This is a genomic window from Streptomyces sp. NPDC018263 (genome assembly GCF_055562575.1).
On sequence record NZ_JBVHFA010000001.1, the window covers coordinates 219,404 to 234,622 of the forward strand.

Genomic DNA, 15,219 nt, shown 5'->3' on the forward strand with positions numbered 1-15,219 from the left:
CTTCAACGAGTGGCCGAGACCCGGAATCCCGCAGCTCACCGGGTCACTGGAGCACGCTGCCGGCCTTCCACTGCTTCCACGCCATGTTCCAGCCGCTGAGGCCGTTGTCCGGGGAGACCGTCTTGTCCTTGCTGTGCACGACCTCGATGACGTCCCCGACGAGGCTGCGGTCGAAGAACCAGCCCGCCGGGGTGTCCGCGCCGCCGCCCTTCACGTCCCGCAGCCCCACGCACCCGTGGCTGACGTTGACCTCGCCGGGCGACTCGGGCGACCAGTAATTGCCGTGCAGGAAGGTGCCGGAATCGGTGAGCTTCATGGCGTGCGGCACGTCCGGGATGTCGTACTCCCCGCCGAAGCCGACCGTCTGGCCGTTCATGCGGGTCACCTCCAGCATGTCCATCACCACCATCTTGCCGTTGTACGTGGGCGTCTTGGGGGCGCCCGCGGTGATCGGCACGGTGGCCAGGAGTTCCCCGTCCCGGCGCACCTCCATGGTGTGCGCGGCCGCGTCGACCAGGGAGACCTGGCTGCGGCCGACGGTGAAGGCGATGGTCTTGCGCTGGAGCCCGTAGACGCCGGGCGCCCCCTCCACGTTGCGCAGGGCGATGTCGACCGTGACCTCGGTGCCGGGCTTCCAGTAGCGCTCGGGGCGGAAGTCCAGCCGGTTCCTGCCGAACCAGTGGGCGCGGATGTCGACGGCGGGCTTCGCGGTGACGCGTACCGCCTTCTCCACCGCCGCCCGGTCGGTGATGTCCCGGTTGAAGGCGAGGGAAACGATCATCCCGGTGCCGACCGTGGAACGGTTCTCCGGGGTGACGTAGCCGATGAACCGCTGGTCGGGGACGTAGGTGGTGAACGTGGTGTGCCGGGCGGAGCGGCGGCCGTCGCCGTCCACGGCGACCGCGTCCACGGTGTACCGGGCGGCCAGGGCCAGTTGGTCGTCGTCCGGCTTCCAGGTGCGGCCGTCCGCCGCGATGTGCCCGGCGACGGCGGTGTCCTGCGCGTCCTGGGAGCGGGTCACGGTGACCTTCTCCAGCCGCCCGTCGGGCACCTTCACCCGCAGCCGCTCGCCGGGGCGCACCCCCTTGCCGCCGTCGTCCGGGGTCACCCGGATGGCGTCCTCGACGGCCCGGGGTCTGCCCGGCGGGCCGCCGATGCCCAGGGGTCCTGAGCCGTCCGCGGTGCAGCCGGCGGCCCCGGCCAGCAGTACCGCCCATGAAAGTGCCGTGGCCAGTGCGGCCAGCGCGCGCCGCGCGCGTCCTTGTAGGTGCCTCACGCCGACACAACGACGCGGCACGCTCCGGGGAAACGTGAGTGCGACCCCGCGGCTGGGCAGAACAGAGGGAAGGACGACGCGAAGGGGAGCCGCCGCGCCCGCGCCGGAGCCGTCGGGGCGCTGCCGTACCGGCCGGCCGAGCGTGCCCGGGGCCTTGGCAGGCCCGCGGGTGCGGTCGGCCGTTCGGCGCGGGCGGTCGTGCCCCGGAAGGCCGAGCCACTGAAAGAGGGGCCGACTGGTGACGAGCGCAGCCGAGCAGCGGGCACGGGCCGGGGAACCGGCCGCCCAGAGCGGGACCGCCACTCCCCCGGTGCGCGGTGCCCGGCGCGCCGCGCCGCCCGCGTGGCCGGGGACGCCGACCCCGCTGGGGGCCCGGTTCCGTACCGGCCCGGACGGGGTGGCGGGGACCAACTTCGCGCTGTGGGCGGGCGGCGCTGAGGCGGTGCGGCTGTGCCTGTTCGACGAGCGGGGCCGGGAGACCCAGGTCCGGCTGACCGAGCTGACGCACGAGATCTGGCACGGCTTCGTCCCCGGTGTGCTGCCCGGCCGCCGCTACGGCTACCGGGTGGAGGGCCGCTGGGACCCGTGGACCGGCGCCCGCTGGAACCCGGCGAAGCTGCTGCTGGACCCGTACGCCCGCGCGGTGGACGGGGAGTTCGCGTTGCCGCCGGAGGTGTACGGGCATGTGCGGGACTGGCCGGAGCAGGCTTACGCGGACACCGTGCGGGACGAGCGGGACTCGGCGCCCTTCGTGCCCAAGGGTGTGGTGGTCCATGACGACGACGACTGGTCCGACGACCGCCGCCCCAAGACCCCGTGGGCGGACTCGGTCCTCTACGAGCTGCACGTCAAGGGCTTCACCAAGCGCCACCCGGGCATCCCGGAGGAACTGCGCGGCACCTACGCCGGTCTCGCGCACCCGGCGGCGATCGAGCACCTGGTGAGGCTGGGCGTGACGGCGGTGGAGCTGCTCCCCGTCCATCAGTTCGCGCACGAGGACCATCTGCTGCGCCGGGGCCTGAAGAACTACTGGGGCTACAACTCCATCGGCTACTTCGCCCCGCACGCCGCCTACGCGGCCTCCGGCACCACGGGTGAGCAGGTCGGCGAGTTCAAGCGGATGGTGCGCGCGCTGCACGCGGCCGGGATCGAGGTGATCCTCGACGTGGTCTACAACCACACCGCCGAGGCGGGCGAACTCGGCCCCACACTCTCCCTGAAGGGCATCGACAACCGGGGCTACTACCGCCTCCAGCCCGACGCCCGCCGGTACACCGACTACACCGGCTGCGGCAACACCCTGCACGTGGTGCAGCCCCAGGTGCTCCGGCTGATCACGGACTCGCTGCGCTACTGGGTGACCGAGATGGGCGTGGACGGCTTCCGTTTCGACCTGGCCGCGGCGCTGGCCCGCTCGATGCACGACGTCGACATGCTGTCGCCCTTTCTGGCCGTCATCGCCCAGGACCCGGTGCTGCGCCGGGTGAAGCTGATCGCCGAGCCGTGGGACATCGGCTCGGGCGGCTACCAGGTGGGCGCCTTTCCGCCGCTGTGGACGGAGTGGAACGACCGCTACCGCGACACGGTGCGCGACTTCTGGCGGCACGCGCTGCCGGACGTGCGCGAGATGGGCTACCGGCTGTCCGGCTCCAGCGACCTGTACGCCTGGGGCGGCCGCCGCCCGTACGCCTCGGTCAACTTCGTCACCGCGCACGACGGGTTCACCCTGCGCGACCTGGTCTCGTACCACGGCAAGCACAACGAGGCGAACGGCGAGGACAACCGGGACGGCACCGACGACAACCGCTCCTGGAACTGCGGCGCCGAGGGCGAGACCGACGACGAGGACGTACGGGCCCTGCGCAGACGGCAGTTGCGGAACCTGCTGACCACGCTGCTGCTGTCCACCGGGGTGCCGATGCTGGTCGCGGGCGACGAGCTGGGCCGCACCCAGGCCGGCAACAACAACGCCTACTGCCAGGACGGCGAGCTGAGCTGGCTGGACTGGTCGCTGCTGGACGACCCGGACTGGCGCCCCCTGTTCGACCTGACCTGCCGGCTGATCGCCCTGCGCCACGCGCACCCGGTGCTGCGCCGCCGCGCCTTCTTCTCCGGCCGCGCGCACTCGGCGGACGGCCTCAGGGACCTGGCCTGGTTCACCGCGCGGGGCACGGAGATGACCGAGGGCGACTGGTACGCGCCCGCCGCCACGCTTGGCATGTATCTGTCCGGCCGGGACATTCCGGGGCGGGACGAGCGGGGCGCGGCGGTGGTCGACGACAGCTTCCTCGCCGTACTGCACGCCGGGCACGAGCCGACCGTCTTCACCCTTCCGGGCGCACCCTGGGCGACCGGCTACGAGGTGGTGGTGGACACCTCGGGCGAGGACCAGCTCCGGGCGCCGGGCACGGTCCTCGACGCGGACACCGACATCACGGTGCCGGCCCGGACGGTGCTGCTGCTGCGGGTCGTCTGAGGGGGTGCGCAGGGGCCGGAAAACTCGGTGGGCCGGACGGGGGCCGGTCCGTACGCTGACCCCGGTGTCCACCAACTCTCCCCCCGCCCGGCGCCGCTCCGCCGCCCGCACCCTGCTGCGGCTGTGGCCCTACGTACGCCCGGTGCGCGCACGCTGGTTCGCGGCCGCCGTCATCGCGGTCGTCGCCTCCTGTCTCGGTCTGGTGATCCCGCTCGTCCTGAAGTGGATGGTGGACGGCCCGGTGGCCGCGCGCGACCCCGCCGGGGTCTGGCTGGGCGCCCTGTACCTGCTGCTGATCGGGGTGGCCGAGGCGCTGCTGTTCGGCATCAGGCGCTGGCTGGTGGCCCGTCCGCTGGCGCGGGTGGAGGCGGGCATGCGCGCCGACCTCTACCGGCGGCTCCAGCGGCTCCCGGTGGCCTTCCACGACCGCTGGCCCTCGGGCCAGTTGCTGTCGCGGGGCACCGGCGATCTGATGCTGGTGCGGATGTTCCTCGCCTTCCCGCTGACCTTCCTGCTGGTCAACGGCGTGACGATCGTCGTGGGTGTCGGGATCATGCTGGCCCAGGACTGGGTGCTCGGCCTGGTCGTGCTCGGTCCCGCCGTGCCGCTGCTGTGGATCTGCGTGGTCGTGGAGCAGCGGTACGCGCACGCGGCCCGGCAGGCGCAGGACCAGGTCGGTGATCTGACCACGCTGGTCGAGGAGAGCGTGCTCGGCATCCGGGTCGTCAAGGGCTTCGGCCGCCATCGCAGCCAGGCCCGCGCGTTCCGGCGTACGGCGCTGACGCTGCGGGACACCGAGATCCGCAAGGCACGGATTCTGGCCGTCATCTGGGCGGCCATCGTGACGCTGCCCGAGGTGGCGATCGGGGCCGCGCTGGTGCTGGGCGTGCTGCGGGTGGCGGACGGCTCGCTGTCGGCGGGCACGCTGGTCGCGTTCCTGAGCACGGCGCTGGCGCTGCGGTGGCCGGTGGAGTCCATCGGCTTCCTGCTGGCGATGTGCCAGGAGGCGGCGACGGCCACGGAACGGTACTTCGAGGTGCTGGACGAGCGTCCCGAGGGCGACGCGGAGAGGCGTGCCGCCACCGCCCCCGATCCCGGCGAGCCCGGCCTGCGCTTCGAGGGCGTGGGTTTCCGCCACGCCGACGCGGCCCCCGACGCCCGCCCGGTGCTGGACGGGGTCGACCTGCACATCCGCCCGGGCGAGTCGATGGCGCTGGTCGGCGCGACGGGCAGCGGCAAGACCACCCTGACCTCGCTGGTCCCCCGCCTGCACGACGCCACGTCGGGCCGCATCACGCTCAACGGCGTCGACATCACCGCGCTCCCCCGCGAGGAACTGCGCGCCCGGGTCGCCGTCGCCTTCGAGGAGCCGACCCTGTTCTCCACGAGCGTGGCGGAGAACGTCCTCATGGGCGCCGGTGAGGGCGCCGGCCGGGAGGAGCTGGACCGGGCGCTCGCCGTGGCGCACGCCGACTTCGCGCACGCGCTGCCCGAGGGCCCGGACACCCGGGTCGGCGAGCAGGGCCTGAGCCTCTCCGGCGGCCAGCGTCAGCGGCTCGCGCTGGCCCGCGCGGTGGCCGGGCGGCCGGAGTTCCTGGTGCTGGACGACCCGCTGTCCGCGCTCGACGTGCACACCGAGGCGGCCGTGGAGGCCGCGCTGCGCCAGGTGCTGGCCGACACCACCGCGCTGATCGTGGCCCACCGCCCCTCCACGGTGCTGCTGGCCGACCGGGTCGCCCTGCTGTCCGGCGGCCGGATCACCGCTGTCGGCACCCATCACGAACTGCTGCGCACCAACGCCGAGTACGCCCATCTGATGTCCGGCGGCCCGCGCGAGGCTCCCGAGGAAGCCGAGGACTCCCGATGACCACCACGACGTCCGCCGCCCCCACCACGGACGACGACCTGCCCGCACCGGATTTCCCACCGGACTCCGGCGACCCCTTCGACCGCGACGTCCTGCCCGTCCCGCCCGGTGCCACCGCCGCCCTGCTGCGCTCGCTGCTCGCCCCGCGCCGGGTCCGCGTCGCGTTCACCGTGCTCCTGCTGCTGCTCCAGCAGGCGGCGGCGCAGACCGGCCCGCTGCTGGTGGCGTACGCCATCGACATCGCCGTACCCGCCGTGCGCCGGCACGACCACGGGCCGCTGCTCGCGGTGGCGGCGGGGTACGCGCTGTGCGCGCTGGCCTCCGGCGGGCTCCAGTACGCGTTCATCCTGGCGTCCGCCCGGGTCAACCAGGACGTGCTGCTGGACCTGCGCGGCCGGATCTTCCGGCACGCGCAGGCGCTCAGCGTGGACTTCCACGAGCGCTACACCTCCGGCCGGCTGATCTCCCGCTCCACCACGGACGTGGAGGCGCTGCGCGAACTCCTCGACGAGGGGCTCCAGGAGCTGGTCACGGTGGTGCTGTCCTTCGTCTACATCTCCGCCCTGCTGCTCTGGCTCGACCTGGGCCTCGGCGCGGTCGCGGTCGCCTCGTTCGTGCCGCTGTACCTGCTGGTGCGGCGCTATCAGCGGCGCGCGCAGAAGGTGTTCGCGGCGCGCTCCTCGGCCGTCGCGAGGCTGATCGTGAAGTTCGTGGAGACGATGAACGGCATCCGCCCGGTGCGCGCGTTCCGCCGGGAGGCCGCCAACGACGCCGAGTTCGCCACGCTCAACGGGCAGCACGAGCGCAGCAACGGCGACTCGCTGCTGGAGATGGCGCAGTACGTCGTCGGCTCCCGGCTGGTCGCCAACACGGCCGTCGCCGGGATCGTGCTGTGGGGCGCCTACCGGGTCGCCTCGGACACCCTGGCGCTCGGTGTGCTGGCGGCGGCGGTGCTGTATCTGCGGCGGCTGTACGACCCGATCGACCGGCTGGGGATGTTCCTCAACTCCTACCAGTCGGCGGCCGCCTCGCTGGAGAAGATCGCCGGTCTGCTGGCCCAGGTCCCGTCCGTGCCGGAGCCCGCCGAGTCCCGCCAACTCCCGCCGCTGAACAGCGACTTCCCCGGCCGCGAGGTGGTCTTCGACGGGGTGCGGTTCGCCTACCGTACCGGCGGCGAGGTGCTGCCCCGCTTCGACCTGACGCTGCCGGCCGGGCAGACGGTCGCCGTGGTCGGCTCCACGGGCGCGGGCAAGTCGACGCTGGCCAAGCTGCTGGCCCGCTTCTACGACCCGACCGAGGGCGCCGTCCTGCTCGACGGGGTGGACCTGCGCGAGCTGGCGCTGCCCGAACTGCGGCGCGGGGTGGTGATGGTGACCCAGGAGGCGTTCCTGTTCTCCGGCACGGTCGCGGACAACATCGCCATCGGCCGCCCGGAGGCCACCCGGGAGGAGATCGAGCACGCGGCGAAGGCCATCGGCGCGCACGAGTTCATCAGCGCCCTGCCCGACGGCTACGACACCGACGTACGCAAGCGCGGCGGCCGCATCTCCGCAGGCCAGCGCCAACTGGTGGCGTTCGCGCGGGCGTTGCTCGCGGACCCGGCGGTGCTGATCCTGGACGAGGCGACCAGCTCGCTGGACGTGCCCGGTGAGCGGGCGGTGCAGCGGGCGATGGCGACCGTGCTGCGCGGCCGTACGGCGGTGGTGATCGCGCACCGGCTGTCCACGGTGGAGATCGCCGACCGGGTGCTGGTGATGGAGCACGGCCGGATCGTCGAGGACGGCCGCCCGGCCCAACTGATCGCCGGTTCCGGTAGGTTCTCCGAGCTGCACAAGGCGTGGCGGGACAGTCTGGCTCAGTGACGGCCGGTGGAACGGGGGCAGGATGATCGACGCGTACGGAGATCCCGGCATACCTGATACGCGCGGCGGCTGGCGCTATCTGTGGTGGCTGGCGCTGCGCCAGCCGGGACGCTCGCTGGCCGGCGCGGTGTTCGGCTCGGCGTGGCTGGTGCTGATGGCGGCCCAGCCGTATCTGCTGTCGCGGGCGGTGGACGACGGGCTGGTGCCGGGCAGGCTCGGGGTGCTGGCGGCCTGGACCGGCGCGATGTTCGCGGCCGGGGTGGCGTGCGCGTGGCTGAGCATCATGCGGCACCGCACCATGACGCGGGTGCGGATGGACGCCAACTTCCGCACGGTGAAGCTGGTGGTGGAGCACGCGGCCCGGCTGGGTGCCGCGCTGCCGCGCCGGGTGGGGGCCGGTGAGGTCGTCACCGTCGGGGTGGGCGATGTGCAGACCCTCGCGCAGGCGCTGACCGTGATGGGGCCGGGCGTCGGCTCGGTCGTCGTGTACTCGGCGGTGGCCGCCCAGCTCCTCACCATCTCCGGCTCGGTGGCCGCCGTGGTGCTGCTGGGCGTGCCGGTCATCGCGCTGCTCACCGGCCCGCTGACCCGCCGCCTCCAGGGCACCGAGACCGAGTACCGCGAGCGCCAGGGCATCCTCACGGCCCGCATCGGCGACCTCGCGGGGGGCTTGCGCGTGCTGGGCGGGCTCGGCGGCAAGTCGCTGTTCGCGGACGCCTTCGCCAGGGACTCCGGGCGGCTGCGGGAGCAGGGCTACCGGGTGGGCGCGGTGACGAGCTGGGTGCAGGCGCTCGGTCTCGGCCTGCCGACGCTGTTCCTGGCCGCGGTGACCTGGCTGGCGGCCCGGCTGGCCGCCGAGGGCGCGATCACGGTGGGCGAGCTGGTGTCGGTGTACGGGTACGCGGCGGTGCTGATCGGCCCGGTCGCCTTCTTCGTCGAGATGAACTACGACCTGAACCGCGCCGTGGTGGCCGCCCGCCGCGTGGTCGCCCTGCTCCGCCTGGCGCCCGAGCCGGACGACGGCACGCAGGCCGCCCCCGAGGGACCGGCCGAGCTGCACGACCCCGCCTCGGGCGTCCGGGTGGCGCCGGGCCGGCTGACCGCGCTGGTCGCGGCCCGCTCCGCCGACGCCGCCGCCGTGGTGGACCGCCTGGGCCGGTACGGGCCGACCGAGGCGCTGTGGGGCGGCGTACGCCTGGACGCGGTGCCGCTGGCCGAGGTGCGGGCGCGGGTGCTGGTCGCGGACAACGAGGCCGACCTGTTCGCCGGGCCCCTGCTGGAGACGGTGTCCGCCGGGCGCCCGGCGGACGAGGCCGCGGTGCGCCGGGCGGTGCGGGCGGCGGTCGCCGAGGACGTCGTACGGGGGCTGCCCGAGGGGCTGGACACCGTGGTGTCGGGGCAGGGCCGCAGCCTCTCCGGGGGCCAGCGGCAGCGGGTCCGGCTGGCGCGGGCGCTGCTGGCCGATCCCGAGGTGCTGCTCGCCGTGGAGCCGACCTCGGCGCTGGACGCGCACACCGAGTCGGCGGTCGCGCACCGGCTGCGCGAGGCGCGGGAGGGCCGTACGACGGTGGTGACCTCGACCTCGCCGCTGCTGCTGGACGTGGCGGACACCGTGCTGTTCCTGGTGGACGGCAAGGTGGCCGCGAGCGGCCCGCACCGGCTGCTACTGGACCGCGAGAAGGGCTACCGGGCGCTGGTGGCACGGGACTTGAGCGACGGGGAGGCCGTGCGGTGACGACGGACACGGGAGCGCTGCCGGTCGCGGACCGGGGCACGGTACGGCGGGCGGCCGCCCGGCTGGTCCGCGCCGACGGGCGGGCCTTTTCGGCCGCGCTGGCCCTGAACGCGCTGGCGGCCGGCGCGGGCATCGTCGGCCCCTGGCTGGTCGGCCGGATCGTGGACGACGTGCGCGCCGGGCGCGGCGTCGGCGCGGTGGACCGGCTCGCGCTGTGGATTCTGCTGTGCGCGCTGGCCCAGTTGGTGCTGGCCCGCTGGGCGCGGTACGTGGCGCACCGGTTCGGGGAGCGGACGCTGGCGCGGGTGCGCGAGACCTTCGTGGAACGGCTGCTGGGGCTGCCCGCCTCGGTGGTCGAGCGGGCCGGCACCGGCGACCTGACCGCGCGCGGCACGGCGGACGTGGCCACGGTCGGCACCACCCTGCGGGACATCGGCCCGGAGCTGCTGGTGTACGCGGTGCAGGCACTGTTCGTGCTCGGCGCGGTGTTCGCGCTCAGCCCGTGGCTCGGCCTGTTCGGGCTGCTCGGGCTGACCCCGGTGTGGCTGGCGGTGCGCTGGTATCTGCGGCGGGCGCGGGACGCCTATCTGGCCGAGGGCGCGGCCACCTCGGCGGTGGCGGAGATCGTGGCGGCCACGGCGGCGGGCGCCCGCACGGTGGAGGCGTTCCGGCTTCAGCGGGCGCGTACGGCGGCGAGCCGGGAGGCGCTGGAGAAGTCCCGCCGCTCCCGCTACCGCACGCTGGGCCTGCGGACCGTGTTCTTCCCCTCGGTCGAGATCTCGTACACCGTCCCGGTGGCCGGGGTGCTGCTGGTCGGGGGCTGGCTGCACGGGCGCGGGCTGATCGGGCTGGGCGCGGTGGTGGCCGGGGCGCTGTACATGCGGCAGTTCACCGACCCGCTGGACATGGTGCTGATGCGGCTGGAGCAACTCCAGTCCAGCGGAGCCTCGTTCGCCCGCGTGGAGGGCATCGCCCAAGCGCCGGCCGCCCCCACGGACACCGCGCGGACCCCGGTGGACGACCGGATCGAGGTGCGCGGGGTGCGGTACGCGTACGAGCGGGGCGGTGAGGTGCTGCGGGGGGTGGACCTGACGGTTCGGCCCGGTGAGCGGCTGGCGGTGGTGGGCGCGTCCGGCGCGGGCAAGACCACGCTGAGCAGGCTGCTGGCCGGCATCGACGCGCCCGCGTCCGGCTCGGTCACGGTGGGCGGGGTCCCGGTCGCGGAGCTGGAGCCCGCGCGGCTGCGCCGCCAGGTGGTGCTGGTGACCCAGGAGCACCATGTGTTCCTCAGTTCGGTCCGGGACAACCTGCTGATCGCCGAACCCGGCGCCACGGACGAGGAGTTGTGGCGGGCGCTGGCGGCCGTGGGCGCCGACGGCTGGGTGCGGGAGCTGCCCGGGGGACTGGACACCGGGCTCGGCCAGGGCGGCCGGGTGACCGACGGTTCCCAGGCGCAGCAGCTCGCGCTGGCCCGCGTGGTGCTGGCCGACCCGCACACGCTGATCCTGGACGAGGCGACCGCCCTGCTCGACCCGGCCACCGCCCGGCACACCGAGCGGGGGCTCGCGGCGGTGCTCGCGGGCCGCACGGTGATCGCCATCGCGCACCGGCTGCACACCGCGCACGACGCGGACCGGGTCGCGGTGATGGAGGACGGCCTCGTCACCGAGCTGGGCACGCACGAGGAACTGGTGGCGGAGGACGGCGCCTACGCGGCGCTGTGGCGCACCTGGCACGGGGACGGCGACGGCACGGCCTGAGGGCCGTCGACACACCGGTTCAACACTGCTCAACACGCTTGCAACAAAGGGGAGTTGGTACGGGAGGCACACCTTCCGGCCAACTTCCCGACGCGCTCCTGACAGGCCCCCCGCTCCCCTGTCACTCTTCCCACGACCGACTCACAGCGACCGCACAGCGCTCACGCGTCCCGCGCCACCCGCGCCCGGACCCGGAGCACGCACCGCGCACCTCGCACTTCCCTGTTCTGCCCCGGACGCCCCAACCCACCGTCCGGTCTCCCTCGGCCGCGCGACCGGCGGCCACGCAGAAGGAGTCAGTGTTGAGCAGCAGCCCCTCCAGCAACCCCTCCCGCAGACGCGCCACCGCGCGCCGCCGCACCGCCACCGTCGCCCTGGCCGGTGTCGCCGCGCTCATCGCCGCCGCCGTCCAGTCCGGCGCGGCGACCGCGGCCCCGGCGGGACCCCGGCCGGGCAAGGCGAACCCCGCCCACACCTCCGTACACCTCACCGCCGCCCAGCGCGCCGCGCTGATCCGGGACGCCGACGCCGGCCGGGCCGCCACGGCCCGCTCGCTCGGGCTCGGCGCCCGGGAGAAGCTCGTCGCCCGCGATGTCGTCAAGGACGGCGACGGCACCCTGCACACCCGCTACGAGCGCACCTACGCGGGCCTCCCCGTGCTCGGCGGCGACCTGATCGTGGACACCGCGCCCTCGGGCGCGGCCAAGCGCGTGGTCAAGGCGTCCGGTGCCGCCCTGAACGTCGCCGGCCTCACCCCGGCCGTGCCGAAGGCGACGGCGGAGCGGCAGGCGGTGGCGCGGGCGAAGACGCTCGGCGGCACCGAGTCGGCCGCCGACAGCGTGCGCACGGTGATCTGGGCCGCCACCGGCAAGCCGGTCCTCGCGTACGAGACGGTCGTCGGCGGCCTCCAGGACGACGGCACCCCGAACGAGCTGCACGTCGTCACCGACGCGGCCACCGGCAAGAAGCTCTACGAGTACCAGGGCATCCGCACCGGCGTCGGCAACACCCAGTACAGCGGCCAAGTGCCCCTCACCACGACTCAGTCGGGCTCGACGTACAACCTGACGGACGGGGACCGGGGCGGGCACAAGACGTACAACCTCAACCGGGGCACCTCCGGCACCGGCACCCTGTTCTCGCAAGGGTCCGACACCTGGGGCAACGGCACCGTCTCGGACCCGGCGACGGCGGGCGCGGACGCGGACTACGGGGCGGCGGTCACCTGGGACTTCTACAAGAACACGTTCGGCCGCAGCGGCATCAAGAACAACGGGGTGGGCGCCTACTCCCGCGTCCACTACGGCAATGCGTATGTGAACGCCTTCTGGAGCGACTCCTGCTTCTGCATGACCTACGGCGACGGCTCGGGCAACGCCGACCCGCTGACCTCGCTGGACGTGGCGGGCCACGAGATGAGCCACGGTGTCACCTCCAACACCGCGGGCCTGAACTACTCGGGCGAGTCCGGCGGCCTGAACGAGGCCACGTCCGACATCTTCGGCACCGGCGTGGAGTTCTACGCCAACAACGCCTCCGACCCCGGTGACTACCTCATCGGCGAGAAGATCGACATCAACGGCGACGGCACGCCGCTGCGGTACCAGGACAAGCCGAGCAAGGACGGCGCGTCCAAGGACAGTTGGTACTCCGGTATCGGCGGCATCGACGTGCACTACTCGTCCGGCCCGGCGAACCACTTCTTCTATCTGCTGAGCGAGGGCAGCGGCGCGAAGGTGATCGGCGGAGTCTCCTACGACTCCCCCACCGCCGACGGCCTCCCGGTCACCGGCATCGGCCGGGACAAGGCCCTCCAGATCTGGTACCGGGCGCTCACCACCAAGTGGACCTCCACCACCAACTACTCGGGCGCGCGCACCGGCACCCTGGCCGCCGCCGGGGAGCTGTACGGCACCACCAGCGCCGAGTACGCGGCCGTGCAGAACGCCTGGGCGGGCGTCGGGGTCGGCACCCGGCCCGGCGGCGACACGGGCACCTCGTACGAATCCACCACGCCGGTGGCCATCCCGGACAACGGTCCGGCGATCACCTCGGACATCACGGTCTCCGGCAGGAGCGGAAACGCGCCAAGCAACTTGCGCGTGGCCGTCAACATCACCCACACCTGGCGGGGTGATCTGGTGATCGATCTGGTCGGGCCGTCGGGCACCTCGTACCGGCTGAAGAACTTCAGCTCCTCGGACTCCGGGGACGACGTGGACGAGACGTACACCGTGAACGCGTCGGGCGAATCCGCCGACGGCACTTGGAAATTGAAGGTGCAGGACCAGGCGGCACAGGACAGGGGCACGCTCAACTCCTGGAAGGTCACCTTCCCGTAGACCACCCCTCCGCCGCCCCTCGCGGCCGGTGAACGGATGCCGTCCGGAGGGTGAACAGCCCTCCGGACGGCGCCCGTTCACACGCCTGCAACAACATCAAGACGCAAGGTTTCGGCCAACATCACCACAGGGTCATGACATGTACGCGTCCCTGGTGCCACGCTCTCCCCACCCGCCGCAGCACAGCGACTTCAGCACGCACCACCCGGCCAGTGACCCCACGCTGGCCGACACCCCCACGTCAAGGAGCTACTGTGAGCCCCCTCTACGCGCGTCACAAGCGCACTTCCCTCGTCATCGCCACCGCCGTCGCCGCCGGTGCCCTCCTCTCCACGGGCCTGGCCTCCAACGCGAGCGCCGAGGGCAAGACCCTGGCCGGCGCCCCGACGCTGCTGTCGGCCTCGGCGCGCACCACGCTGATCCAGCAGGCCCAGTCCGACGCCCCCGAGACCGCCCAGCGCATAGGTCTCGGCGCCAAGGAGAAGCTGGTGGTCAGAGACGTCGTCAAGGACGTCGACGGCACCGTGCACACCCGCTACGAGCGCACCTACGCGGGCCTGCCGGTCCTCGGCGGCGACCTCGTGGTGCACACCGCCAAGTCCGGCAAGGCCGAGGGCGTCACCAAGGCCACCAAGGCGGCCATCAAGGTGGCCTCGCTGAAGCCCCAGATCACCGCGGCCAAGGCGGAGAAGCAGGCGATCGGCGCCGCGCAGACGCTCGGCTCCGCGAAGACCGAGTCGGACGGCGCCCGCAAGGTCATCTGGGCCGGCTCCGGCAAGCCCGTCCTCGCCTACGAGACGATCGTCGGCGGCCTCCAGGACGACGGCACCCCGAACCAGCTCCACGTGATCACCGACGCCGCCACCGGCAAGAAGCTCTACGAGTACCAGGGCGTCGAGACCGGCACCGGCAAGACGCTGTACTCGGGCACGGTCACGCTCAACACCACGCTGTCGGGCTCGACGTACCAGCTCAACGACAGCACGCGTGGCGGGCACAAGGTGTACAACAAGGCCCACAGCTCCAGCTCGACCCAGGGCACCCTGTTCACCGACGCCGACGACGTCTGGGGCACCGGCACCGCCTCCAGCTCGACCTCCGACCAGACGGCCGCCGCCGACGCCGCCTACGGCGCGCAGGCCACCTGGGACTTCTACAAGAACACGTTCGGCCGCAGCGGCATCAAGAACAACGGCGTCGCCGCGTACTCCCGCGTCCACTACGGCAACGCCTACGTGAACGCGTTCTGGGACGACTCCTGCTTCTGCATGACCTACGGCGACGGCTCGGGCAACACCCACCCGCTGACCTCGCTGGACGTGGCGGGCCACGAGATGAGCCACGGTGTCACCTCCAACACCGCGGGCCTGAACTACTCGGGCGAGTCCGGCGGCCTGAACGAGGCCACGTCCGACATCTTCGGCACCGGTGTGGAGTTCTACGCCAACAACGCCTCCGACCCCGGTGACTACCTCATCGGCGAGAAGATCAACATCAACGGCGACGGCACCCCGCTGCGCTACATGGACAAGCCCAGCAAGGACGGCGGCTCGGCGGACTACTGGTCCTCCTCGGTCGGCAACCTGGACGTGCACTACTCGTCCGGCGTCGCCAACCACTTCTTCTACCTGCTGTCCGAGGGCAGCGGCGCGAAGACGATCAACGGGGTCTCGTACAACTCCCCGACCTCCAACGGCTCCACGGTCACCGGCATCGGGCGCGCCAAGGCGCTCCAGATCTGGTACAAGGCGCTGACCACGTACATGACCTCCACCACCAACTACAAGGCGGCCCGCACGGCCACGCTGAGCGCGGCCTCCGCGCTCTACGGCTCCGGCAGCGCCGAGTACAACGCGGTGGCGGCGGCCTGGTCGGGCGTCAACGTCAACTGACGTTCCAGT

8 protein-coding genes are annotated in these 15,219 nt (G+C 73.0%); 7 read left to right on the forward strand and 1 reads right to left on the reverse strand.

The genetic code is table 11. The features are described from left to right. Window positions 1–43: 43 nt before the first annotated feature. Window positions 44–1,276, reverse strand: coding sequence for a L,D-transpeptidase (locus ACZ3HQ_RS01040; RefSeq protein WP_467506893.1), 1,233 nt, complete (start codon window positions 1,274–1,276; stop codon window positions 44–46). Window positions 1,277–1,514: 238 nt separating this feature from the next. Here ACZ3HQ_RS01040 and glgX point away from each other — a divergent pair, with 238 nt between their 5' ends. From glgX to ACZ3HQ_RS01075, 7 genes are all read left to right on the forward strand, one after another. After that, on the forward strand, window positions 1,515–3,752 hold the full coding sequence (gene glgX / locus ACZ3HQ_RS01045) for a glycogen debranching protein GlgX (protein ID WP_467506895.1): 2,238 nt from the start codon (window positions 1,515–1,517) through the stop codon (window positions 3,750–3,752). Window positions 3,753–3,816: 64 nt separating this feature from the next. Next, entirely contained in the window at window positions 3,817–5,619 is a 1,803-nt protein-coding gene (locus ACZ3HQ_RS01050; RefSeq protein WP_467506897.1) for an ABC transporter ATP-binding protein, read from the forward strand. Next, window positions 5,616–7,481: an ABC transporter ATP-binding protein gene (locus ACZ3HQ_RS01055; RefSeq protein WP_467506899.1), complete on the forward strand. Its 1,866-nt coding sequence runs from the start codon at window positions 5,616–5,618 to the stop codon at window positions 7,479–7,481. Before ACZ3HQ_RS01050 ends, ACZ3HQ_RS01055 begins: the two co-directional genes overlap by 4 nt. A 22-nt stretch (window positions 7,482–7,503) precedes the next feature. Beyond that, a complete protein-coding gene (locus ACZ3HQ_RS01060) occupies window positions 7,504–9,216 on the forward strand; it encodes an ABC transporter transmembrane domain-containing protein (protein WP_467506900.1) in 1,713 nt (570 codons plus the stop codon). Then, window positions 9,213–10,976, forward strand: coding sequence for an ABC transporter ATP-binding protein (locus tag ACZ3HQ_RS01065; RefSeq protein ID WP_467506902.1), 1,764 nt, complete (start codon window positions 9,213–9,215; stop codon window positions 10,974–10,976). Before ACZ3HQ_RS01060 ends, ACZ3HQ_RS01065 begins: the two co-directional genes overlap by 4 nt. 302 nt (window positions 10,977–11,278) lie before the next feature. Continuing rightward, window positions 11,279–13,318 carry a M4 family metallopeptidase gene (locus ACZ3HQ_RS01070; protein WP_467506904.1) on the forward strand — a complete coding sequence of 680 codons (2,040 nt, stop codon included), beginning with the start codon at window positions 11,279–11,281 and terminating at the stop codon, window positions 13,316–13,318. Window positions 13,319–13,572: 254 nt separating this feature from the next. Further along, on the forward strand, window positions 13,573–15,210 hold the full coding sequence (locus ACZ3HQ_RS01075) for a M4 family metallopeptidase (protein ID WP_467506906.1): 1,638 nt from the start codon (window positions 13,573–13,575) through the stop codon (window positions 15,208–15,210). The last annotated feature ends 9 nt before the right edge of the window (window positions 15,211–15,219 follow it).

Excerpts from the sequence above, each read along its gene's own strand:
- ACZ3HQ_RS01055 (WP_467506899.1), top strand. The coding sequence starts at position 5,616 with ATGACCACCACGACGTCCGCCGCCCCCACCACGGACGACGACCTGCCC.
- ACZ3HQ_RS01060 (WP_467506900.1), top strand. The coding sequence starts at position 7,504 with ATGATCGACGCGTACGGAGATCCCGGCATACCTGATACGCGCGGCGGC.